Below are 22975 nucleotides of genomic sequence, written 5' to 3' on the forward strand. Positions count from 1 at the left end.
GCCCTCGAAACCGAATAGGAGCCACGCCGTTGTCGACGATCCATTTCATCTCCGGTCTGCCGCGCTCAGGTTCGACCCTGCTGGCCGCGTTGCTGCGGCAGAACCCGCGTTTCGAGGCCGGGATGTCGGGCCCGCTGGCGGGCTTGTTCGGCGCGCTGCTCGGCGAGATGAGCGCCCGCAACGAGTTCTCGGTGTTCATCGACGACGCGAAGCGGGAACGGATCCTGCACGGGCTGTTCGACAGCTTCTACGCCGACTGCGCCGCGGAGGTGGTCTTCGACACCAATCGAGCGTGGTGCGGGTGGATGCCGGCGGTCACGCGGCTGTTTCCGGACGCCAAGGTGATTGCCTGCGTACGCGAGCTGACGTGGGTGGTCGACAGCATCGAACGATTGATCCAACGCAACGTGTTCACGCCGTCCTCGATCTTCGGCTTCAATCCCGGCGGCACTGTCTACACTCGCGCCAACGGGATTGTGGCGCAGGACGGAATGGTCGGGGCGCCCTACGACATGCTCAAACAGGCCTGTTACGGCGCACAGCGGGACAAGCTGCTGGTTGTGCAGTACGAGACTCTGACCACTGATCCGGGCCGGACGATGCGTGCCATCTACGACTTCATCGGTGAACCGATGTACCCCCACACTTTTGACAATGTCGACTATGACGTCACCGACTTCGACGAACGGGCCGGCACGCCGGGCCTACACACCGTTCACGGCGAGGTCCGGGCCAAGCCGCGGGAGTCGATCCTGCCGCCCGACCTGTTCAACCGCTTCACCCGCGACGCGTTCTGGCGCGACCCGCAGGCCGTGCCCGCTGGTTTGCGGGTGGTCTAGCCGAACTACGGTGCTGGACTGACGCCGCCGTGGGAGAGGAAACGGCGGAAGCGCCGCCAGCCCCGGGCGGCGGGTGCTGCCGCGAGCCGCACTCAGGGAGCGTGTCGCGCCCGGGGGGTGTCATCGGAACCCACTAGACTGTCGAACAGTTGTTCGGTGCTGGAGAGGAATCCGATGCGGGTGATGGGCGTCGACCCCGGGCTGACGCGGTGTGGACTGTCAGTGGTCGAAGGCGGGCAGGGGCGTCAGGTCACCGCTTTGGACGTCGATGTGGTGCGCACCCCGGCCGATCAGCCGCTGCCGGAGCGGCTGCTGACCATCAGTGACACCGCCGAGCACTGGCTCGACACCCACCGTCCCGACGTCATCGCGATCGAGCGGGTGTTCTCCCAGCAGAACGTCTCCACCGTGATGGGCACCGCGCAGGCCGGCGGAGTGATCGCGCTGCAGGCCGCCCGGCGCGGCATCACCGTGCACTTCCACACCCCCAGCGAGGTCAAGGCCGCGGTGACCGGCAACGGCTCGGCCGACAAGGCGCAGGTGACGACGATGATCACCCGGATCCTCGGGCTGCAGCAAAAGCCGACGCCCGCCGACGCCGCGGACGCGCTGGCGCTGGCGATCTGTCACTGCTGGCGGGCCCCGATGATCGCCCGGATGGCTGCCGCGGAGGCGCTGGCCGCCGAGCAGCGGCGCAAGTACACCGACAAGCTCAAGGCGGCCCGGGCATGATCGCGTCGGTGCGTGGCGAGGTCATCGACATTGCCCTGGACCATGCCGTGATCGAGGCGGCCGGGGTGGGTTACAAACTGATGGCCACACCGACCACCCTGTCGACGCTGCGCCGCGGTAGCGAATCCCGTCTGATCACCGCGATGGTCGTGCGTGAAGACTCGATGACCCTCTACGGATTTCCCGACGGTGAGGCCCGCGATCTGTTCCTCACGTTGATCGGCGTCTCGGGGATCGGACCCAAGATCGCCCTGGCCACCCTGGCGGTCTATGACGCGGCCACCCTGCGCCGGGCGCTCGCCGACTCCGACATCACCGCATTGACCCGCGTGCCCGGGATCGGCAAGCGCGGTGCCGAGCGGCTGGTGCTGGAGCTGCGCGACAAGATCGGCGCGGTGGCCCCCTCCGACGGGGCCGTGTTCAGCGGTCACGCGGTGCGGGCTCCGGTGATCGAAGCCCTGATCGGGCTCGGCTTTGCCGCCAAGCAGGCCGAGGAGACCACCGACAAGGTACTGGCCGACGCTCCCGACGCCACCACCTCTGAAGTACTGCGCACCGCGCTGAGCCGGTTGGGGAAGACCAAGTGAGCCAATCCGGTGAACCCGGCGATCCCGACGACCGCGAGGTGTCCCCGGCGCTGACGGTCGGCGAGGGAGACATCGACGCCGGCCTGCGCCCGCGCAGTCTGGCCGAGTTCATCGGCCAGCCCCGGGTACGCGAACAACTGCAGCTGGTGATCGAGGGCGCCAAAAACCGCGGCGGCACACCCGATCACATCCTGCTGTCCGGTCCGCCCGGGCTGGGAAAGACCTCGCTGGCCATGATCATCGCCAGCGAGCTCGGTAGTTCGTTGCGGGTCACCTCCGGGCCGGCGCTGGAACGCGCCGGCGACCTGGCCGCGATGCTGTCGAACCTGGTCGAACACGACGTGCTGTTCATCGATGAGATCCACCGCATCGCCCGGCCGGCCGAAGAGATGCTCTACCTGGCGATGGAGGACTTCCGCGTCGACGTCGTCGTCGGGAAGGGGCCCGGCGCCACCTCGATTCCGCTGGAAGTGGCCCCATTCACCCTGGTCGGTGCGACGACCAGATCCGGTGCACTCACCGGCCCACTGCGCGACCGGTTCGGCTTCACCGCCCACATGGATTTCTACGAACCGGCCGAATTACAACGAGTGCTGGCACGCTCGGCCAAGATCCTCGGGATCGAACTGGGCGCCGAGGCGGCCGCCGAGGTCGCGCGGCGCTCCCGCGGCACGCCGCGGATCGCCAACCGGCTGTTACGCCGGGTGCGGGACTACGCCGAAGTGCGTGCCGACGGGGTGATCACCCGCGACGTCGCCAAAGCCGCGCTGGCGGTCTACGACGTCGACGAATTGGGCCTGGACCGGCTGGACCGCGCGGTGCTCTCGGCACTGACCCGGAGCTTCGGCGGCGGACCGGTCGGAGTCTCCACCCTGGCGGTTGCGGTGGGGGAGGAAGCTGCCACCGTCGAGGAGGTCTGCGAGCCGTTCCTGGTACGCGCCGGGATGGTTGCCCGCACCCCCCGCGGTCGCGTCGCGACTCCGGCAGCCTGGACGCACCTGGGCATGGTGCCGCCGGCGGGCGCGGGGGGACTGGGACAACCGGGGTTGTTCGAGTAAGTCGGGTTAGAGCTTGGCCAACTCGCCGGCGAGCACGTCCAATCCCTCCGACAGCAGTGCGTCGCTGATGGTCAGCGGCGGCAGCAGCCGCACCACATTGCCGAAGGTTCCACAGGTCAACACGATCACACCCGCCCGATGACACGCTGCCGCCAGTGCGGCGGTCAGGGCCGGATCCGGTGCGTGGGTATCCGGCTGCACCAACTCAAGGGCGATCATGGCGCCGCGGCCGCGGATATCGCCGATCCGGTCGTCGTCGGCCTGCAAGCGGCCCAACCGTTCGAAGATCAGCCGCTCAATCTGCCTCGCCCGGCCCACCAGGTCGTCGGCCTCGACAGCGGCCAACGCCCCCAGCGCCGCCGCACAGGCCACCGGGTTGCCACCGAAGGTGCCGCCCAGTCCGCTCACATGCGGGGCGTCCATGATGTCGGCGCGGCCGGTGACAGCCGCCAATGGCAGGCCGCCGCCGATTCCTTTTGCGGTACAGATCAGATCCGGTGCCAGCCCGGCCGGGCCTTCGTGGTCACAGGCGAACATCGCCCCGGTGCGGGCGAAGCCGGTCTGTACCTCGTCGGCGATGAACACGACGTCGTTGTCGCCGCACCAGGCCAACAGCGCCGGTAGAAAACCCGGCGCCGGGACGATGAACCCGCCCTCGCCTTGGATCGGTTCGATCACCAGCGCAGCCAGATTGCGGGCGCCGATCTGGTTCTCCAGGACGCCGATGGCCCGTTCGGCGGCCCGTTCCCCGTCGCTGCCCAACTCCTTGTCGATCAGGCCGTCACGGTAGGGATAGGACGCCGGCGCTCGGTAGATATCGGGCGCGAACGGACCGAATCCGCTCTTGTACGGCATCGACTTGGCGGTGAGTGCCATCGTCAGGTTGGTGCGGCCGTGGTAGCCGTGATCGAACGCCGCCACCGCGGTCTTGCGGGTGTAGGACCGGGCGATCTTGACGGCGTTCTCCAACGCCTCCGCACCGGAGTTGAGCAGGACCGACCGCTTCTCGAAGTCGCCGGGAGTGATCCTGTTCAGCGCTTCGGCGACGGCCACATATCCCTCGTAGGGCGTCACCATGAAACAGGTGTGGGTGAACTCGGCAACCTGCTGCTGCACCGCTTCCACCACGCGCGGCGCGGCGTTGCCCACGGTGGTCACCGCGATACCTGAGCCCAGGTCGATCAACCGGTTGCCGTCGACGTCTTCCACGATGCCGCCACCGGCCCGCATCGCGTACACCGGCAGCGTGCTGCCCACCCCGCGCGGCACGGCCATCGTTCGGCGGCGCGCCAGCTGTACCGAGCCGGGCCCGGGGATCTCGGTGGTCAGGTGGCGGCTCTGCAGCGGCGACACTGACATGGGGCGGACCTCCTTAGCGGTGTTTTCCGCGGCTCAGATCTGGCCGAGTGGCCGGCACGCGTTACCAAAGGGCTGCCAATATTCACCGGGCGGACAGTCCAGCGGGGTCGGTCCCTGCCCCAGTGGCATGCAGGTGTTGGTGCTGGGCTCCCAGTACTGACCGCCCGGACAGTCCAGCGGGGTCGGTCCCTGTCCGAGTGGCATGCAGGTGTTGGTGCTGGGCTCCCAGTACTGGCCGCCCGGGCAGGCCAGCGGCTCTGCCGATCCGATGGCGGGCATGGCGATCGCTCCTACTGCCAGGGGAGCCGCTGCCAGGGCAACGGCGGTCGCCAGACCACACGCGAAATTCCTCATCGGCCAACCTTCCCTCAAGAATTCTGACCCCCCGTCACCGATAGCCTAGGGGGTGGACGGCGGTACCGGCGCGCGGTCGCCGCACACAGTGGCACACTGTTGTCATCACAGTGGCCCGCCACGCCTGCGGTGGTCCGGTGCCAAAGAATCATTCGAACAAGTCGAAAGATCGGTTCTCGTCATGGAAAACATGGTTGCCTTCCTGCCGCTCATCCTTGTCATGGGCGCCTTTATGTTCTTCGCCTCGCGGCGGCAGAAGCGCGCGATGCAGGCCACCATCGACCTGCACGAATCGCTGCAGGTGGGCGACCGGGTGCACACGACATCGGGACTGCAGGGCACCATCACCCGCATCACGGACGACGACGTCGACCTGGAGATCGCCGACGGTGTGGTGACCACCTGGATGAAGCTGGCCGTGCGCGACAAGATCGAGCCCGAGGAGCTGACGGCCGAGGCCGCAGTCGAACAGGCCGTCGAGGGCGCCTAACAGCGCTCCGCCGCCGGGTGTGGCGGGTCACTGCCATCCGATCGGCCGGCTGACACGCCCCGACGCGCGGAACGTCCGCCCAACGATCATCCCGGCCGGCCGGGCACGTACCCTTTTGCGGGTGCAGTGGTACTGATCGCCGCGGGCGGTCCGAGCATGGGCCAGCCCCGACGATCATGAGAGCGCATTGCGCAATGAGCGAAGGAGACTCAACAACGTGGCATCGCCTTCGGCGCCGGTGCACCCTGCCCGCAACCTGGCGGTGTTCCTGGCATTGCTCATCGGCGTCTACCTGCTGGTATTCCTGACCGGAAACAAGCTCGCCGAACCCAAACTCGGCATCGACCTGCAGGGCGGCACCCGCGTGACGCTCACCGCGCGCACCCCGGACGGCTCCACGCCCACCCGTGACGCGCTCAACCAGGCGCAACAGATCATCAGCGCCCGGGTCAACGGGCTCGGTGTCTCGGGCTCTGAGGTCATCATCGACGGCAACAACCTGGTCATCACGGTGCCGGGCAGCGACGGCAATGAGGCCCGCACCTTGGGCCAGACGGCCCGGCTCTACATCCGGCCGGTGATCAACGGTGTGTCGGTGCAGGAAGCTCAGGCAGCCGCCCGGATGCCCGGCCTCGGCGGTGGCGGTATGCCCGGCGTCCCGGGCTTGCCGCCCGGCGGTGGCGGTGTGCCCGGTCTGCCTCCGGGCCTCGGCGGTGGCGGTGTGCCCGGTCTGCCTCCGGGTCTCGGTGGCGGCGGTGTGCCCGGTCTGCCCCCGGGCGCCGGGGGTGGTGCTCCGGGTCTGCCTCCGGGCTTCGGTGCGGGCGGACAGGGCCTGTTCGGCGGGAACGGCGGGGCGCTTCCGCAGCAGCCGCTGACGCCGCCGGCCCAGCCGCGGCCCTTCCCGCAGGAGCCGACCCCGACCCCGGGAACCACTTCGTCGAGCCCCGGCTCCGAAAACACCAGCGAGACTGGCACTCCCGGCACCTCGACCGTACCGGCGCCGACGGCGCCGGGATCGCCCGCCGAGTTGCCGGCTTCCCCCGGGGCGCAGATGCCCGCCTTGCCCGGACTGCCCGGATTGCCCGGCATGCCGGGTCTGCCCGGTCAGGGTGATCAGGCCCAGGGCCTGGCCGCCCGTATCGCCGCTGAGAAGCGGTTGCGGCAGAGCGACAACAAAGTCGTGCAGGCGCTGGCCCTGCAGATTCAGGCCGGACGGTGCGACAAGGAAGACATCCTTGCCGGCAACGACGACCCGGATCTGCCGTTGGTGACCTGCTCACAGGACCAGCAGACCGCGTACCTGTTGGCGCCGTCGATCATCAGCGGCGACCAGATCGCCGACGCCAGCTCGGGCATGGACCAGCGCAGCGGCTCCAACGTCGTCCAGGTGCAGTTCAAGAGCGGCGCGGCCGACGTCTGGGCCGACTACACCGCCGCCCACATCGGCACGCAGACCGCCTTCACGCTGGACTCGCAGGTCGTCAGTGCCCCGCAGATCCAGGAAGCCATCCCCGGTGGCCGCACCCAAATCACCGGTGGCTCACCGGGATTCACTCCGGATGCGGCACGCCAGCTGGCCAACGTCTTGAAATACGGATCGCTGCCGCTGTCGTTTGAGGCCTCGGAAGCCGAAACCGTCTCGGCCACACTGGGAATGACCTCGCTGAAGGCGGGCCTGATCGCCGGTGCGATCGGTCTGGCCCTGGTGCTGATCTACTCGTTGCTCTACTACCGCGTACTCGGCGTGCTGACCGCGCTGTCCCTGGTGGTGGCCGGAGCCATGGTCTACGCGATCCTGATATTGCTGGGCCGGTATATCAACTACACGCTCGACTTGGCCGGTATCGCCGGTCTGATCATCGGTATCGGCACCACCGCAGACTCTTTCGTGGTGTTCTTCGAGCGCATCAAGGACGAGATCCGCGAGGGCCGGTCGTTCCGCTCGGCGGTGCCACGCGGGTGGACGCGGGCCCGCAAGACGATCGTGTCCGGCAACGCGGTCACCTTCCTTGCGGCGGCGGTGCTGTACTTCCTGGCGGTCGGACAGGTGAAGGGCTTCGCGTTCACGCTGGGTCTGACCACCATCCTCGACCTGGTGGTGGTGTTCCTGGTGACCTGGCCACTGGTCTACCTGGCGTCCAAGTCGCCGACGCTGGCCAAGCCGTCCTACAACGGTCTCGGCGCGGTTCAGCAGGTCGCACGGGAGCGGCGGGCGGTCGCCAGATCGGGAGGCGCAGCGGGCGGCAAGTCCGGAGCCAAAGCGCGCACGCGGGTAACCGCCCAGTCGACGGAACAGGGATAGCCAGATGGCCAAACCGAGCACCAGTAGCGGCACCAAGCGCGCGACGAAGTCCGCTAAGAACGACGCGGCAGCCGTCAAGGACACCAAGAGCCGGACCGCCGTGCAGGCCAAGCCTCGCAAGACCGCTGGAACCCCCAAGGCGCCCCAGCATGGGTTCCTGTCGAGGCTCTACACCGGTACCGGCGCATTCGAGGTCATCGGTAAGCGGCGGATGTGGTACGCGATCAGTGGCGCCATGGTCGCCATCGCGATCGTGAGCATCTTGGTTCGCGGCTTCACCTTCGGTATCGACTTCGCCGGCGGCACCAAAGTGTCGTTCCCGCGCGGCGACACCAGCGTCACCCAGGTCGAAGAGGTGTTCCGCAAGAGCGTCGGCAGCAGTCCCGAGTCGGTGGTCGTGGTCGGCAACGGCAACTCGGCGACGGTGCAGATCCGCGCCGAGACGCTCACCAACGAGCAGACCGAGAAGCTGCGCGACGACCTGTTCGACGCCTTCCAGCCGGTCGGGCCCGACGGTGAAGCCAGCAAGCAGGCGATCAGTGACTCTGCGGTGTCGGAGACCTGGGGCGGGCAGATCACCAAAAAGGCCGTGATCGCCCTGGTGGTGTTCCTGCTGTTGGCGTCGCTGTACATCACGGTGCGCTACGAGTGGTTCATGACCCTCTCGGCGATGATCTCGATGGTCTTCGACATTGTCGTGACCGCCGGGGTGTATTCGCTGGTCGGATTCGAGGTCACACCGGCCACCGTCATCGGCCTGTTGACCATTCTCGGGTTCTCCATCTACGACACCGTCATCGTGTTCGACAAGGTCGAGGAGAACACCAGCGGCTTCGAGCACAAAACCCGCTACACCTACGCCGAACAAGCGAACCTGGCCATCAACCAGACCTTCATGCGATCGATCAACACCAGCCTGATCTCGGCCTTGCCGATCATCTCGCTGATGGTGGTCGCCGTGTGGCTGCTGGGTGTGGGAACGCTGCAAGACCTCGCGCTGGTGCAGTTGGTCGGTGTTGTAGTCGGCACCTATTCGTCGATCTACCTGGCCACGCCGCTGCTGGTCACGCTTCGCGAACGGACCCAGCTGGTGCAAAACCACACCCGCCGGGTGATGCGGCGGCGAAGCGCCACGGCCGGTTCGAAGCCGGCGGCAGCGGGCGCGGAGGACCCGGGCGACTCCGAAGACACCGTCGCCGATGGCGACGAGGGCACGGTGGCGACGGCGCCGGGCACCCCGGCGACCGGTGCCAAGCCGGTCCGCCCCACCAGCCGGCGCAGCCAGGGTCCGACCGGCAAGCCGGGCGCTGGTCGGTAACCGGCGATGGCGGCCCGCTGGCGGCACGCTGCGACGTGGGTGGTGGCGATCGCCATCAGCCTCGGTATCTGGTCGGTACCGGCGTGCACCAGCGCCACTGTCGATCAGATCGACTATGCTGTCGACGGCGGTCTGATCACCTATAACAGCACCACCGTCGCCGGTGCCGCGTCGGCTGGGCCCCAGGCGTTCTCGCGAACCCTGATCGGATTCGGCTACCACGGGCCGGACGGCCAGATCGTCACCGATCACGACTTCGGCAGCATCTCTGTGGTGGGCCGCGCCCCGCTGGTGCTGGACTATCAGATCGCCGACGCCGCGGTGTACTCCGACGGGAAGCCCATCACCTGTGACGACCTGGTGCTGGCGTGGGCGGCCCAGTCCGGTCGCTTTCCGGGCTTCGATGCCGCGAGCCGCGCCGGCTACCTCGACATCGAGAACATCGAGTGCCAGTCCGGTGCCAAGAAGGCCCGGGTGTCGTTCTTTCCCGACCGCAACATCGTCGACTACGAGGAACTGTTCACCGCTACCTCGATGATGCCCTCGCACGTCATCAGCGAGAAGCTCGGCGTGAACATCACCGACGCCGTGCTGGGCAGACTCGGGCCCGCCGACGAAGTCATCGGCAGGATCGCGCAGGCCTGGAACACCATCTGGCAGCTAGACCGCGGTGCTGACCTGCGTTATTTCCCGTCGTCGGGGCCCTACAAGATCGACTCGGTGCTCGACGGCGGCGCCGTAGTGCTGGTGGCCAACGACCTGTGGTGGGGTGCCAAGCCGGTCACCAAGCGGATCACGGTGTGGCCGCAGACCGCCGACATCGCCGACCGGGTGAACAGGCGCGTCATCGAGGTCGTCGACGTGGCGACCGGATCCGCCGGGTCGCTGATCACCCCGGATGACTATCAGAGCAGCGACAGCCCCTCGGGCGGCATCGAGCAGCTCATCTTCGCTCCATCCGGGCCGCTGTCGGAGACTCCCGCACGCCGGGCGGTGGCGCTGTGTACCCCGCGTGACGTCATCGCCCGCGACGCCGGGGTGCCGGTGGTCAACTCCCGGCTCAACACCGCCATGGACGACGCGTTCGACCAGGCCGAGAACGTGCCCGAGGCCGAACAATTCGCCCGGGCAGACCCCGACGCGGCACGCGAGACGCTGGGCGGCACACCGTTAACGGTGCGTATCGGCTACCGCGGTCCCAACACCCGGTTGGCCGCGGTGATCGGGGCGATCAGCAGCTCGTGCGCTCCCGCCGGCATCACCGTCACCGAGGTCGCCTCCGACGCCATCGGCCCGCTGGCACTGCGCGAAGGACAGATCGACGTACTGCTCGCCAGCACCGGGGGATCCACCGGAAGCGGGTCGAGCGGGTCGTCGGTGGTGGACGCCTACGAGTTGTTCAGCGGCAACGGAAACAACCTGTCCGGCTACCACAACGACCAGATCGACGGCGTGGTGTCCGCGCTGGCCGTCACCGCCGACCCCGCGGAGATGGTGCGGCTGCTTGCCGAGAGCGCGCCGGTGCTGTGGGCCGATATGCCGACATTGCCGCTGTACCGCCAGCAGCGCACCCTGCTGTCGTCGAAGAAGACCTACGGTGTGGCCGCCAACCCCACCCGATGGGGTGCGGGCTGGAATATGGACCGCTGGGAGTTGCAACAGTGAATCAGGCCGAGCCTGCCGCAGGCGCCGGTCAGATCATCGCGTCGCTGATCCGCGAAGTGGCGGACTTTCCCACAGCGGGAATCGCATTCAAAGACCTGACCCCGGTGTTCGCCGATGCCACCGGACTGACCGCGGTCACCGAGGCGCTGGCTCGTGTGGTTGCCGGCGCAGATCTGGTGGCCGGCGTGGACGCGCGCGGGTTTCTGCTGGCCGGGGCGGTCGCCGACCGGCTCGGGGTGGGCGCGCTGGCGGTCCGCAAGGGCGGCAAGCTGCCCCCGCCGGTGCTCTCGGAGCGCTACCAGCTCGAGTACGGAACTGCCGCGTTGGAGATTCCGGCCGACGGAATCGATTTGGCCGGGCGCCGGGTGGTAATACTCGACGACGTGCTGGCCACCGGCGGTACCCTGGCCGCAACGCGGCGCTTGTTGGACAGGGCAGGAGCAGAGGTGGTTGCGGCCGCGGTGGTGCTGGAGCTGGCGGGGCTCGGCGGACGCGCCGCGGTGGCACCGTTGCAGCTGCACAGCCTGCACCTGATTTAGTCGATATTCTCGTGGTCGGAGGTGAGCACAGTGGGTCCTGAACAAGGCTTGGCGCAGGGCCCTGAACACGGCTTAGTGCCGGGCTCAGATCCCGAGAGCTACAGCGCCGACAGCAGCCAGAGCACGGCGGCGTCGGAGACGATTGCCCAGGACTCGCCGTCGGAGCGCACCGATCTGCTGAAGGTCCCGACCAGCGCGTCGCGGCGGGTGCGAGCCCGCATTGCCCGCCGCATCACCTCCCAGCGTGGCGCCCTGAGCCCGGTGCTGGAGCCGCTGGTGGCGGTGCACCGGCAGTACTACCCGAAAGCCAACCTGGCGCTGCTGCAACGCGCCTTTGAGGTCGCCGAGCAGCGTCACGCCTCGCAGCTGCGTCATTCGGGGGATCCCTACATCACCCACCCGGTCGCTGTTGCCACCATCCTGGCCGAGTTGGGCATGGACACCATCACATTGGTGGCGGCGCTGCTGCACGACACCGTCGAGGACACCGGGTACACCCTCGCCGCGCTGGCCGCCGAGTTCGGCGACGAGGTAGCTCACCTGGTCGACGGGGTAACCAAGCTGGACAAGGTGGTGCTGGGCACCGCGGCCGAGGCCGAGACCATCCGCAAGATGGTCATCGCGATGGCACGTGACCCACGTGTGCTGGTGATCAAAGTCGCCGACCGGTTGCACAACATGCGCACCATCCGCTTCCTGGCGCCCGAGAAGCAGGCGCGCAAAGCGCGCGAAACACTGGAAGTCATTGCACCGCTGGCACATCGGCTGGGTATGGCGACAGTCAAGTGGGAGCTCGAAGATCTGTCGTTCGCGATCCTGCACCCCAAGCGCTACGAGGAGATCGTGCGGCTGGTGGCCGACCGCGCGCCGTCCCGCGACACCTACCTGGCCAAGGTGCGAGCCGAGATCGTCAACACGCTGGCGAAGTCGAAGATCACCGCGACCGTCGAGGGGCGGCCCAAGCACTACTGGTCGATCTATCAGAAGATGATCGTGCGCGGCCGCGACTTTGACGACATCTACGACCTGGTGGGGCTGCGGATCCTGTGCGACGAGATCCGGGACTGCTATGCCGCGGTGGGCGTCGTGCACTCGCTGTGGCAGCCGATGGCCGGCCGGTTCAAGGACTACATCGCCCAACCGCGCTACGGGGTCTATCAATCACTGCACACCACGGTGATCGGCCCGGAGGGCAAACCGCTGGAGATCCAGATCCGCACCCGGGAGATGCACCGCACCGCCGAATACGGTATCGCCGCGCACTGGCGCTACAAAGAGGCCAAGGGCCGCAACGGTGTTCCGCACCTCAACACCGCCGCCGAGATCGACGACATGGCCTGGATGCGCCAGCTGCTGGATTGGCAGCGGGAAGCGGCCGACCCGGGTGAGTTCCTCGAGTCGCTGCGGTATGACCTGGCGGTCAAAGAGATCTTCGTGTTCACCCCCAAGGGCGATGTGATCACGTTGCCCACCGGATCCACGCCGGTGGACTTCGCCTACGCCGTGCACACCGAGGTCGGCCACCGCTGTATCGGTGCCCGGGTCAATGGCCGGCTGGTGGCGCTGGAGCGCAAGCTCGAAAACGGGGAAGTGGTCGAGGTTTTCACCTCGAAGGCGCAGAACGCCGGGCCGTCGCGGGACTGGCAGCAGTTCGTGGTGTCGCCCCGGGCGAAGGCCAAGATCCGGCAGTGGTTCGCCAAGGAACGCCGCGAGGAGGCGCTCGAGTCCGGCAAGGACGCGATGGCCCGCGAGGTGCGGCGCGCGGGTTTGCCGCTGCAACGACTGGTCAACGGCGAGTCGATGGCGGCGGTGGCCCGCGAACTGCACTACAGCGATGTGTCGGCGCTCTACACCGCCGTCGGCGAGAACCACATCTCGGCGCACCACGTGGTGCAACGGTTGGTGGCCCAGCTCGGCGGTGTCGACCAGGCCGAGGACGACTTGGCCGAGCGCTCCACACCGCTGACCATCTCGCGGCGCGAGCGCCATACCGACGATGTCGGCGTCGCGGTACCGGGCGCCACCGGTGTGTTGACCAAGCTTGCCAAGTGCTGCACTCCGGTGCCCGGCGACGAGATCATGGGTTTTGTCACCCGGGGCGGCGGGGTGTCGGTGCACCGCACCGACTGCACCAATGCCGATGCGCTGCGTCAGCAGGACGAGCGGATCATCGAGGTCAAGTGGGCGCCGTCGCCGTCCTCGGTGTTCCTGGTCGCCATTCAGGTCGAGGCGCTGGATCGGCACCGGTTGCTCTCGGACATCACCAAGGTGCTCGCCGACGAGAAGGTCAACATCTTGTCGGCTTCGGTCACCACCTCACGAGACCGGGTGGCTGTCAGCCGGTTCACCTTCGAGATGGGCGACCCGAAGCATCTGGGCCACCTGCTCAACGTGGTGCGCAATGTCGAGGGCGTCTACGACGTCTACCGGGTGACGTCGGCGGCTTGACGGCCCGAGCCCGGCATCGGCCCCCGCAAGCGGGGGCCGCGCCCGGGTTAGTCGGCCCGCACCGACTTGACGGTCACCTTGGTGGCCGGCGGGCCGTCATCGCCGCCGCCCTGCACGCCGGCTGCGGCGATTTTGTCCAGGGTGGCCAGACCGTCGTCCTGAATCTTGCCGAACACCGTGTATTGCGGCGGCAGCATCGAATCCTTGTAGACCAGGAAGAACTGGCTGCCGTTGGTGCCGGGCCCGGCGTTGGCCATCGCCACCGTGCCGCGCGGATAGGTGACCGGCCGCTGCGCGGCCGGGTCGCCCAAGGAGTACTGGTCGGTGGGGTATTCGTTGTCGAATTCGTAGCCCGGGCCGCCAGTGCCGTCTCCGGCGGGATCACCGCATTGCAGCACGCTGAGCATCGGTGACGTGGTCAGCCGGTGACACTGGGTGTCGTTGAAGAAGTCCTTGGCCGCCAGGCTGATGAAGCTGTTGACGGTGCAGGGGGATTGGGCGTTGTTGAGCATCAAACCGATGGGGCCCTGGTCGGTCATCATCGAGACGCTGACCTCGGCGGGGTCGGTCGGGACTTTGCCGGTCCGCGGCGGCTCGACAGCCTTGGTGGCCGGACGCGCCTTCGGGTACTGACAGTCGGCGCCCAGCGCAGGCGATGCGGTGAATTTCGGCAGCTGTCCGGCGCTGGCCGCCGGTGCCCCGGAAGCGTCAGCGGAGTCCGCGGACTCCGATGTGCTCGACGCCGACGAACCGCTCGCGTTGACGTTGCCGGGGTCGTCGTCGCGCAGCACCACGAACACCACACCCGCGATCAGCAACACCGCCGCCACGGCGCCGACGATCATCAGCAGCCGACGCTGCTTGCGGGCCGCCTCGGCACGCTGCTGCACCTGTTGCTCCAGATTGCGCTTGGCGGCGGCACGCCGCTCTGAGTTCGTGGGCACCGGCGGTAACCTCCTGGCTCGCTGACTGAGTCGGGCCTCAAGTCTGCCAGAGCGCGCCTGCACCGCCCGCGTCACCGCCGACCCGGCGTGCAATGGGAAACTGGTCGGCGTGTTGGTCACCGGATTCCCCGCTGGAATGCTGGCGTGCAACTGTTACGTGTTGGCGCCACGGCAGGGCTCTGACGCGATCGTCGTGGACCCCGGGCAGCGCGCGATGGCCCGGCTGCGGCGTGTGCTCGACGAGAATCGGCTGACGCCGTCGGCGGTGCTGCTCACCCACGGCCACATCGATCACATCTGGTCGGCGCAGAAGGTCTCCGACAGCTACGGCTGCCCCACCTACATTCACCCCGAGGACCGCTTCATGCTCACCGACCCGCTGCGCTCGCTGGGCACGGTCCCGGGGCAGGCGCTGTTCGGTGTGTTGAGCAAGGCGATGTTCTCCGAGCCCAAGCAGCTGATCGAACTGGACCGCGATGGGGACAAGCTCGGCTTGGGCGACACCACGGTGACTGTCGACCACACCCCCGGCCACACCCGGGGTTCGGTGGTGTTCCGGGTCGAGGGGGACGCAGCCGAAGTTGTGTTCAGCGGGGACACCCTGTTTCAGAACTCGGTCGGCCGCACCGACCTGCCCGGGGGCAGCGGCCGCGACCTGCTGACCTCGATCGTCGACAAGCTGCTCTGCCTCGACGACGCGACCGTGGTGCTGCCCGGCCATGGACCCAAGACCACCATCGGCGCGGAGCGCCGTTACAACCCATTCCTGGAAGGGCTGAGTGCGTGAGCACGTTTGCCGCACCCAAAGGGGTGCCCGATTACGTTCCGCCGGCCTCGGCCGGCTTCGTCGCGGTCCGCGACGGGCTGCTGGCGACCGCTCGCCGCGCCGGTTACGGCGACATCGAGCTGCCGATCTTCGAAGACACCGCACTGTTCGCGCGCGGGGTTGGGGAGTCCACCGACGTGGTGTCCAAGGAGATGTACACGTTCGCCGATCGCGGGGAGCGGTCGGTGACCCTGCGTCCCGAGGGCACCGCGGGGGTGATGCGTGCGGTGATCGAGCACGGGCTGGACCGCGGTCAACTGCCCGCCAAGCTCTGCTACGCGGGGCCCTTTTTCCGGTATGAGCGCCCGCAGGCCGGCCGCTATCGGCAGCTGCAGCAGGTGGGCGTCGAGGCGATCGGGGTGGACGATCCCGCGCTGGATGCCGAGGTGATCGCGGTCGCCGATGCGGGTTTTCGCTCCCTGGGATTGGAAGGTTTCCGGCTGGAGATCACCTCCCTGGGCGACGACACCTGCCGCCCCGCGTATCGAGAGTTGCTGCAGCAGTTTCTGTTCGGGCTCGACCTCGACGAAGAGACCCGGCAGCGCGCGCAGCTCAACCCACTGCGGGTGCTCGACGACAAGCGCCCGCACGTGCGTGAGATGACCGCGGACGCCCCGGTCATGCTGGACCATCTGTCGGCGGGCGCCCGCATGCACTTCGGCACCGTGCTGGCACACCTGGACGCACTCGGGGTGCCTTACGTGGTCAATCCGCGCATGGTGCGCGGCCTGGACTACTACACCAAGACCACCTTCGAGTTCGTGCACGACGGTCTGGGTGCGCAGTCCGGAATCGGCGGCGGGGGCCGCTACGACGGGCTGATGCGCCAGCTTGGCGGCCAGGATCTGTCCGGGATCGGCTTCGGCCTCGGCGTGGACCGCACCCTGCTCGCTCTGGCCGCCGAGGGCAAGACCGTGGGGACGACCACCCGGTGCGAGGTGTACGGGGTGGGTCTGTCCGAGGCCGCCAAATTGCGGCTCGCCGTTATCGGCGCGCAGTTGCGGGCCGCCGGGGTGCGGGTGGACCTGGCGTACGGGGATCGCGGCCTCAAGGGAGCGATGCGCGCCGCCGACCGTTCCGGAGCCGTCATCGCCCTGGTGGCGGGGGACCGCGACCTGGAGGCGGGCACCGTCGGCGTCAAGAATCTGACCACCGGGGAGCAGGTCGACGTGGCGGTCGACGACGTTGTCGCCGCGGTGCGCACGCGGTTGAGCGGCACCCGATAGGCGGGACCGGTGCGGTATGAGGCGCTGCCGCCGGCCCTCGTCGGAGCCGGCCCTCCGGTAGCGTGGCGCGGTATGACGATCATGCGGAACGTGACAGTCAAGTTCGGGACGGTGTTGCTGATGGCAGCCGCCGGAATGGCAGCCAGCCATGCGACGTCACTTGCGGACCCTGAGACCAGCCCAGCATCGCCAACCGAGAGCCCGGCGGCATCGCCCACCGAGAATGCGGGGCCGTCGCCGTCGCCCACTCCGGCAGAGAACGCGACCGAGCCGTCGGCCGACGCCCCGAAGAAGAGCGCGACCGGTGGCCACGAGGTCACCTACACCATCACCGCGACCAGTGACCTGACCGGCAACATCTCCTACATCAAGACCGACCCGCCCAGCATGGCGGCCTACAACGCCAACTCTTCGGAATACCTCGAGACGGTTCGGGTGCCCATCGGCGGGGGACAGCCGGTGGTCTACACCACCACGCTGGCCGACCCGAGTCAGTGGGCGCTCGTCACCGCGAGCGGAGGCTTGCGGACCAACCCGGAGTTCCACTGCGAGATCGCCGTCGACGGCGAAGTGGTGGTGTCGCAGCAGGGCGGTAGTGGAGTGTCCTGCGCCACCCGGCCCTGGTGATCGATCCGGCTCACTCGGCGAACACGTACACCCAGGCTCGCGCACCCGAGCGCAGTGGCACCGAGATCCGCCGGTAGGCGTCGACCTCGTACTCGTCAGCGGCCGCCAGTTCGGCGGGCGTGATCGCGAAAACCGTGCCAGGGACTGTGGCGTCATGTGCATCTGACGGGCGCAGGATCGGATGACGGTCGCTGCCGCTGACGGCCACCACGTGGGGATCGGTGATCGTCACATAGTCCAGGTCATAGCCGATGATCGCGTCCGGGCGACCGTCGGGTTCGCGCCCGAAGGTGCTGCGTTGTACCTCCGGCAGTTGCAGGGTGCCGTAGGAGAACAGCAGTTCGGTGCTCACTGTGCGCCACCTGCTTCGTCTGCTGCGACGACGACGACCTCGGCGAGGTGGTCGCCCACCGAGCGGAGGCGATGGCTGATCGAGGCGTCGAAGTAGGCGCTGTCACCGGTGCCCAGCGTCAACGTCGCATCGCCGTACACCAACTCAACGGTCCCGGCGTGCACGAAGAGGAATTCCTGGCCTTGATGTACCGGGTGCAGCCGATGTCCAGCACGCTCGGCGTTCCCCGTAGGACGAACCACGAACGGGGACATCGACTTTCCCAGCATGTTTGCGGCCATCGCCCGGTAGCGCTGCCGATCCTCTCTGCGGTCTGAGGCCCGGTCCACCGCGATCTTGTCTTCGTCGCCCCGCTCGGAGAACAGCTGTGCCACATCGACGTCCAGGGCCTGCGCCACCTTGATGGCCACCGCGATGGACGGCGTACTGCGACTCCGTTCGATCTTGGACAGGTAGCTCTTGGTCAGCCCGGTCCGCTCGGCGAGGCCTTCGAGGGTGAGCCCTCGCTGCTTGCGGACGGCGCGCAGCAGTTCCGTCATGCGTCCATAATGACATAACCATGACACCATGTGTCCTATCAGATACAGTCGTGTCATCCACTTCAGGCATCGAGGAGCTGCCATGGGCACCACGTTCGACGATTCCAAATCCGATCTGATGCAACGCGCGGAGCACCGCTTCGCGGAGAACTTCACCGGAACCCAGTGGACCACTCGCCAGAAGTTGGCCCTGACCTGCCGGGCGCTTTCCGACCGCGGTCATGACTCCGGCCTGGCCGGACAGATCACCGCCAGGGCCGAGGCGCCGGGCACCTACTACACCCAACGGCTTGGTCTGGGATTCGACGAGATCACCGACACCAATCTGCTGCTCGTCGACGAAGACCTCAACGTCATCGAGGGCGAGGGGATGGCCAACCCCGCCAATCGATTTCACAGCTGGATCTATCGGGCCCGCCCGGATGTCCAGTGCATCGTGCACACCCACCCGTTTCACGTCGCCGCACTGTCCATGCTCGAAACCCCGCTGATCGTCTCGCACATGGACACCACACCGCTCTACGACGACTGCGCCTTCCTGCCGCTGTGGCCCGGTGTCCCGGTCGGAAACGAGGAGGGCGAGATCATCTCCGAAGCCATCGGCGACAAGAAGGCGATACTGCTGGCGCACCACGGCCAGATCGTGGCCGGCGCCAGCGTGGAGGAGGCCTGTTCGCTGGCGGTGCTGATCGAGCGTGCCGCCGCGCTGCAGCTGGCCGCCATGGCCGCCGGGACCATCAAAGAACTTCCGGAGAAGCTGGCCCGTGAAGCCCACGACTGGACCCTGCTGCCCAACCGCAGCCAGGCCAACTTCGCCTACTACGCCCGCCGCGCCTTGGCCGGCCACCCCACTGTGATCAATCAGTAAAGGGATCACCCGATAAGCAAGGAGTCTCTCGTGGCAGCACAGTTATCTGGAGTCATCGGCTACCCGGTGACGCCGTTCCGCGACGGCGGAATCGACACCACGGTCCTGACCACCGTCATCGACCGGCTCGTCGAGGCCGGGGTGCACGCCATCGCTCCGCTGGGCAGCACCGGTGAACTCGCCTATCTCGACGAGGTCGAGTTCGAGACCTGCGTCGACGCCTCGATCGCCGCGGTCGCCGGACGCCTGCCGGTGCTGGTCGGGGTCTCGGATCTGACCACCGCGCGTACCGTGCGCCGCGCCCGCTATGCCGCGCAGGCCGGTGCCGACGCGGTGATGGTCTCGCCGGTGTCGTACTGGAAACTGTCCGAACGCGAGATCACCGCGCATTACCGGGCCGTCTCCGATGCCATCGATATCGACATCGTGGCCTACAACAATCCGGCTACCTCCGGGATCGACATGAGTCCCGACCTGCTGGTGGCCATGTTCGAGGGCATCGAGCACGTGACCATGGTCAAGGAGTCCACCGGTGATCTGAGCCGGATGCTGAGGATCGCCACCCTGTCCGACGGGCGCCTGCCGTTCTTCAACGGCAGCAATCCGCTGGTGCTCGAGGCGCTGCGGGCCGGTGCGGCCGGTTGGTGCACCGCGGCACCCAATCTGCGTCCGCAGCACTGCCTGGACCTCTACACCGCGGTCATCGCGGGTGAGTTGGACAAGTCTCAGGCGTGCTACGACAACCTCAAGCCGCTGTTGGAGTTCATCGTGGCCGGCGGGCTGCCCACCACGATCAAGGCCGGCCTGGAGATGCTCGGGGTGCCCGCCGGGGAACCTCGTCGCCCGTTATTGCCGCTGGACGAGGCGGGGCGGTCCGAACTGCGCGGGCTACTGTCGCTTTGACCCGGGGCTAACCGAGGTCGGCAGCGGCGAAGGTGTCGCACTTGTTGGGTTCGCCGCTCTGATAGCCGACGGTGAACCACTGCTGACGCTGCGCCGACGCACCGTGGGTCCAGGACTCCGGATTGACTCGACCGGTGGCGGCCTGCTGAATACGGTCGTCACCCACCGACGCTGCCGCGGACAATGCATCGCTGATGTCTTGGTCAGTCAGCGGCTGCAGGAACGGCACCCCGGTGCCCTCCTGCTTGGTCACCGACGCGTAATGCGCCCAGACCCCGGCGTAGCAGTCGGCCTGCAACTCGGTACGAACTCCGGCGCCCGTCGCACCCTGCGCGCCGGTTTGGGCCCGGCCGAGCACGCCGAGCAGGTTCTGTACGTGGTGGCCGAACTCATGGGCGACCACGTACTCCTGGGCGAGCGGGCCGCTGCTGGAGCCGAACCGGTCGACGAGCACCTTGAAGAAGTCGGTGTCGAAGTAGGCGGTCTGGTCCGCGGGGCAGTAGAACGGTCCGACGGCGCTGGTGGCCGCCCCACAGGCGGTGGACGTCTGTCCGCTGAACAGCTCTACCCGGGGACGCGTGTACCCACGCAGCAGGTCCGACCACACCGCGTCCACCGAGTTGGCCGTGGCGACCACCCGGCATTGCACGTATTTATTGGCGTCCTTGCCGGTGCGGCATTTGTCGAGGTCGAAGCCCGGTGACGTGTACTGGCCGCGGTCCACGGGCTGCTGGCTGAGCACCTCACCGGGATCGGCCCCCAACAGCAGCGCCACGACCAGGATCACCAGCCCGGCGACGCCGCCGCCGATCGCGATCCCACGACCGCCGCCGCCTGATGAGGTGGTGCTGGTGTCGATCTGCATACCCTCGTTGAAGGTCATCGCACGCTCCGTGGAGTTGTCCGTAGTTGGATGGTGGCCAGCCGACCGAGTGGGGCACCCTAGCTTCGCATACCGGCACCCGCCCCCAGGCCCGGTTTAGCGCGGTTGCACCTGTTGAATCCCGCGCCTTGGCTAAGTGAATAGAGCTTTGTCTGACCAGATCCCAAAGCTTTACTGAATGTTTGTAGCGGCGCTGTACCCCGAGGTCGAGCCGGTGTTACGTTCTGCATCCGGCCGCAATGGGACGCTTCCCGCGACGGCCGCCGCAGCTACCTGCCCCAAGGATCCAAGAGAGGTCGTCTGCTCGGTGAACGCTTCAACTCGTGTCTCCAGGACCCCGTGGTGCGCTGGCCACGAGTTGTTGTTCGCCTCGGGCGCCCCAGCTTTATCAGACCGTTATTACAACTGTCCGCTAGAGTGACGTACGTCAAGTATTGACGCAGACTTCGAGTATCAAACACTTCCCCGAGACGCTTGCACGACCCCCAGGAGGAACAATGTCGTTCGTAACCGCGCAGCCAGAGGTTCTGACGGCGGCCGCCGGAAGCCTTTCCGGAATCGGCGACTCGATGACCGCGGGGGTCACCGCCGCTGCTGCTCCCACCACCGGTGTGATCGCGCCTGCCGCCGACCTGGTGTCGGCCATTACTGCTGCACAGTTCTCGGCGCACGGATCCCTGTTCCAGGAAGTCAGCGCGCAGGCGGCGTTGGTGCACCAGCAGATCGCGGCCACTTTGGGTAGCAACGCCAACGCTTACGCCGTCACTGAGGCTGTAAACGCCACGGCAGCTGGCTGAAGCGGGGAGCCTCGATGAGTTTCAGTATCTTTCCGCCCGAGATCAACTCCGGGCTTATCTATACCGGCCCCGGCTCGAGTCCGTTGCTCGAGGCCGCGGCAGCGTGGACTCAGCTGTCGAGCGAGTTGATGACCTCGGCCACCGCGACCCACTCGGTGATTGCCAATCTGGACTCGACGTGGACGGGAGCCGGTTCGGCTGTCGCGACAGCCTCGACCGCCCCCTACGTGGCATGGCTGGAGCAAGCCGCGGTCACCGCTGCCAACAACGCTGCCCTGGCAACTCAGGCCGCCGCGCTGTTCGAGGCGGCGCGGGCCGCGTCGGTGCCGCCCGCGGTGATCGCCGCCAACCGCGCGATGCTGCTGGCGCTGATCTCGACCAACTTCTTTGGCCAGAACACTCCGCTGATCCAGGCCACCGAGCACCAGTATGAAGTGATGTGGGCGACCGACGGCGCCGCGATGGACACGTACAGCGGGTCTGCGGAGGCCAATAACAACGCGCTGCAACAGGTGTCGAACCCGCCGCAGGCTGCGCAGGCGACGACCCAGGGGACACCGGGATCGGCTGAGGGCGGTCCCACCCCCGGCACCGGCACCGGTGTACCGACCACGCCCGGCTACGACTTTGCCACCGTCGGTGGACTGCTCGACGCGGTCGGTCTCCCGTCGACGATGCTCGGCGCCAAGGCGGGGGCCACGACGATCAGCTCAGTGATGTCACCCATCAGCTATGGGTCTATGCCCCTGATGATGTTGGTGCGTTTCCTGCCGATGCTGATGCAGTTCGCCCGGATGGGCGGTGCGGCCGGTGCCACGGGGGCGTTGGCAGGGCAGACGGCCGCCGGGGGCGCCGGCACCCTGATGACTCAGATCGGCGACTTCGTCAACGACAAGCTGCAGGGCGCGGTCGGCGTGCTCGCGGGCCACTTCAGCTCGGCCACCAACGCGATCTCCGCCAAGCTCGGCCAGGCCGCCTCGATGGGCGCGCTGAAGGTGCCGGGAGCGTGGTCGATGGCCGCCGACGGTATGGTCCGTGCCGCCCCGGTGCTGCCCGCCACTACGGTCAGCGCCCCCATCCAGACCATGTCGGCAGGCTCCGGGCTGCCCGGCGGCCCCTTCGGCCACGCCATGATGGGCGCGATGGCCGGACGTGGCATGGGCGCGATGGCCGCCAAGGCACCCAAGGTTATGCCCCGTTCGCCGGCCGGCGGGTAGCGGAAGGGGCCTGAACACACACACGTGTCTGCCGGGTCGGCGCCCGGCTACCACAACGAATTCCGAGCAAGAGAGAGAAAATCATGGCAACACGTTTTATGA

23 protein-coding genes are annotated in these 22975 nt (G+C 67.5%); 17 read left to right on the forward strand and 6 right to left on the reverse strand.

The window, feature by feature from the left end:
* Positions 1-29: 29 nt before the first annotated feature.
* The 4 genes from N416_RS0117025 to ruvB all read left to right on the forward strand — a co-directional run bounded on the left by N416_RS0117025 (position 30) and on the right by ruvB (position 3216).
* Positions 30-839, forward strand: coding sequence for a sulfotransferase (locus N416_RS0117025; protein ID WP_024443311.1), 810 nt, complete (start codon positions 30-32; stop codon positions 837-839).
* A 174-nt stretch (positions 840-1013) separates the two neighbouring features.
* The gene (gene ruvC, locus N416_RS0117030; RefSeq protein ID WP_024443312.1) at positions 1014-1571 is read left to right on the forward strand and encodes a crossover junction endodeoxyribonuclease RuvC; all 558 of its coding nucleotides are present in this window, start codon (positions 1014-1016) and stop codon (positions 1569-1571) included.
* Positions 1568-2158 carry a Holliday junction branch migration protein RuvA gene (ruvA, locus tag N416_RS0117035; protein ID WP_024443313.1) on the forward strand — a complete coding sequence of 197 codons (591 nt, stop codon included), beginning with the start codon at positions 1568-1570 and terminating at the stop codon, positions 2156-2158. Before ruvC ends, ruvA begins: the two co-directional genes overlap by 4 nt.
* Positions 2155-3216 carry a Holliday junction branch migration DNA helicase RuvB gene (ruvB, locus tag N416_RS0117040; protein WP_024443314.1) on the forward strand — a complete coding sequence of 354 codons (1062 nt, stop codon included), beginning with the start codon at positions 2155-2157 and terminating at the stop codon, positions 3214-3216. The genes ruvA and ruvB overlap by 4 nt, the downstream gene beginning before the upstream one ends.
* A gap of 6 nt (positions 3217-3222) precedes the next feature.
* Here the strand turns inward: ruvB and gabT are convergent, their stop codons facing one another.
* Positions 3223-4575, reverse strand: coding sequence for a 4-aminobutyrate--2-oxoglutarate transaminase (gene gabT / locus N416_RS0117045; protein ID WP_036458342.1), 1353 nt, complete (start codon positions 4573-4575; stop codon positions 3223-3225).
* A gap of 33 nt (positions 4576-4608) precedes the next feature.
* Positions 4609-4929: a hypothetical protein gene (locus N416_RS0117050; protein WP_024443316.1), complete on the reverse strand. Its 321-nt coding sequence runs from the start codon at positions 4927-4929 to the stop codon at positions 4609-4611.
* A 181-nt stretch (positions 4930-5110) separates the two neighbouring features.
* Here N416_RS0117050 and yajC point away from each other — a divergent pair, with 181 nt between their 5' ends.
* From yajC to N416_RS0117085, 6 genes are all read left to right on the forward strand, one after another.
* Positions 5111-5419 carry a preprotein translocase subunit YajC gene (gene yajC / locus N416_RS0117055; protein WP_024443317.1) on the forward strand — a complete coding sequence of 103 codons (309 nt, stop codon included), beginning with the start codon at positions 5111-5113 and terminating at the stop codon, positions 5417-5419.
* Between the two features lie 217 nt (positions 5420-5636).
* Entirely contained in the window at positions 5637-7721 is a 2085-nt protein-coding gene (gene secD / locus N416_RS0117060; protein ID WP_024443318.1) for a protein translocase subunit SecD, read from the forward strand.
* A gap of 4 nt (positions 7722-7725) precedes the next feature.
* Complete coding sequence (gene secF, locus N416_RS0117065; RefSeq protein ID WP_024443319.1) at positions 7726-9039, forward strand: protein translocase subunit SecF; 1314 nt, start codon at positions 7726-7728, stop codon at positions 9037-9039.
* Positions 9040-9045: 6 nt separating this feature from the next.
* Positions 9046-10704: an ABC transporter substrate-binding protein gene (locus N416_RS0117070; protein ID WP_024443320.1), complete on the forward strand. Its 1659-nt coding sequence runs from the start codon at positions 9046-9048 to the stop codon at positions 10702-10704.
* Positions 10659-11243 (forward strand): adenine phosphoribosyltransferase, encoded by a 585-nt coding sequence (locus tag N416_RS0117075; RefSeq protein WP_081654610.1) that lies wholly within the window; start codon positions 10659-10661, stop codon positions 11241-11243. Before N416_RS0117070 ends, N416_RS0117075 begins: the two co-directional genes overlap by 46 nt.
* 75 nt (positions 11244-11318) lie before the next feature.
* On the forward strand, positions 11319-13691 hold the full coding sequence (locus N416_RS0117085) for a bifunctional (p)ppGpp synthetase/guanosine-3',5'-bis(diphosphate) 3'-pyrophosphohydrolase (protein WP_125079604.1): 2373 nt from the start codon (positions 11319-11321) through the stop codon (positions 13689-13691).
* A 47-nt stretch (positions 13692-13738) separates the two neighbouring features.
* Here N416_RS0117085 and N416_RS0117090 read toward each other — a convergent pair whose 3' ends face one another.
* The gene (locus N416_RS0117090; protein WP_024443323.1) at positions 13739-14635 is read right to left on the reverse strand and encodes a peptidylprolyl isomerase; all 897 of its coding nucleotides are present in this window, start codon (positions 14633-14635) and stop codon (positions 13739-13741) included.
* Between the two features lie 109 nt (positions 14636-14744).
* Here N416_RS0117090 and N416_RS0117095 point away from each other — a divergent pair, with 109 nt between their 5' ends.
* The 3 genes from N416_RS0117095 (at position 14745) to N416_RS0117105 (ending at position 17314) form a co-directional block, all read left to right on the forward strand.
* Positions 14745-15422 (forward strand): MBL fold metallo-hydrolase, encoded by a 678-nt coding sequence (locus N416_RS0117095; RefSeq protein ID WP_024443324.1) that lies wholly within the window; start codon positions 14745-14747, stop codon positions 15420-15422.
* Positions 15419-16687, forward strand: a complete 1269-nt coding sequence (gene hisS, locus N416_RS0117100; protein ID WP_024443325.1) for a histidine--tRNA ligase — start codon at positions 15419-15421, stop codon at positions 16685-16687. The genes N416_RS0117095 and hisS overlap by 4 nt, the downstream gene beginning before the upstream one ends.
* 72 nt (positions 16688-16759) lie before the next feature.
* Entirely contained in the window at positions 16760-17314 is a 555-nt protein-coding gene (locus tag N416_RS0117105; protein ID WP_024443326.1) for a hypothetical protein, read from the forward strand.
* Between the two features lie 10 nt (positions 17315-17324).
* On the opposite strand, the gene N416_RS0117110 is transcribed toward N416_RS0117105, so the two are convergent.
* Complete coding sequence (locus tag N416_RS0117110) at positions 17325-17666, reverse strand: gamma-glutamylcyclotransferase family protein (RefSeq protein ID WP_024443327.1); 342 nt, start codon at positions 17664-17666, stop codon at positions 17325-17327.
* Positions 17663-18205, reverse strand: coding sequence for a helix-turn-helix domain-containing protein (locus N416_RS0117115; protein WP_024443328.1), 543 nt, complete (start codon positions 18203-18205; stop codon positions 17663-17665). Before N416_RS0117115 ends, N416_RS0117110 begins: the two co-directional genes overlap by 4 nt.
* A gap of 82 nt (positions 18206-18287) precedes the next feature.
* On the opposite strand from N416_RS0117115, the gene N416_RS0117120 reads away from it, so the two are divergent.
* Entirely contained in the window at positions 18288-19073 is a 786-nt protein-coding gene (locus tag N416_RS0117120; protein ID WP_024443329.1) for an aldolase, read from the forward strand.
* Between the two features lie 30 nt (positions 19074-19103).
* Positions 19104-19976, forward strand: coding sequence for a dihydrodipicolinate synthase family protein (locus N416_RS0117125; protein WP_024443330.1), 873 nt, complete (start codon positions 19104-19106; stop codon positions 19974-19976).
* Between the two features lie 7 nt (positions 19977-19983).
* Here N416_RS0117125 and N416_RS0117130 read toward each other — a convergent pair whose 3' ends face one another.
* Positions 19984-20859 carry a neutral zinc metallopeptidase gene (locus tag N416_RS0117130; protein WP_024443331.1) on the reverse strand — a complete coding sequence of 292 codons (876 nt, stop codon included), beginning with the start codon at positions 20857-20859 and terminating at the stop codon, positions 19984-19986.
* A gap of 497 nt (positions 20860-21356) precedes the next feature.
* On the opposite strand from N416_RS0117130, the gene N416_RS0117135 reads away from it, so the two are divergent.
* Together N416_RS0117135 and N416_RS0117140 are read left to right on the forward strand one after the other, a co-directional pair.
* Positions 21357-21656 carry a PE family protein gene (locus N416_RS0117135; RefSeq protein WP_024443332.1) on the forward strand — a complete coding sequence of 100 codons (300 nt, stop codon included), beginning with the start codon at positions 21357-21359 and terminating at the stop codon, positions 21654-21656.
* Between the two features lie 14 nt (positions 21657-21670).
* Complete coding sequence (locus tag N416_RS0117140) at positions 21671-22873, forward strand: PPE family protein (RefSeq protein ID WP_024443333.1); 1203 nt, start codon at positions 21671-21673, stop codon at positions 22871-22873.
* Positions 22874-22975: the final 102 nt, after the last annotated feature.

This window comes from Mycobacterium sp. UM_WGJ (genome assembly GCF_000455125.1).
Taxonomy (GTDB): Bacteria; Actinomycetota; Actinomycetes; order Mycobacteriales; family Mycobacteriaceae; genus Mycobacterium.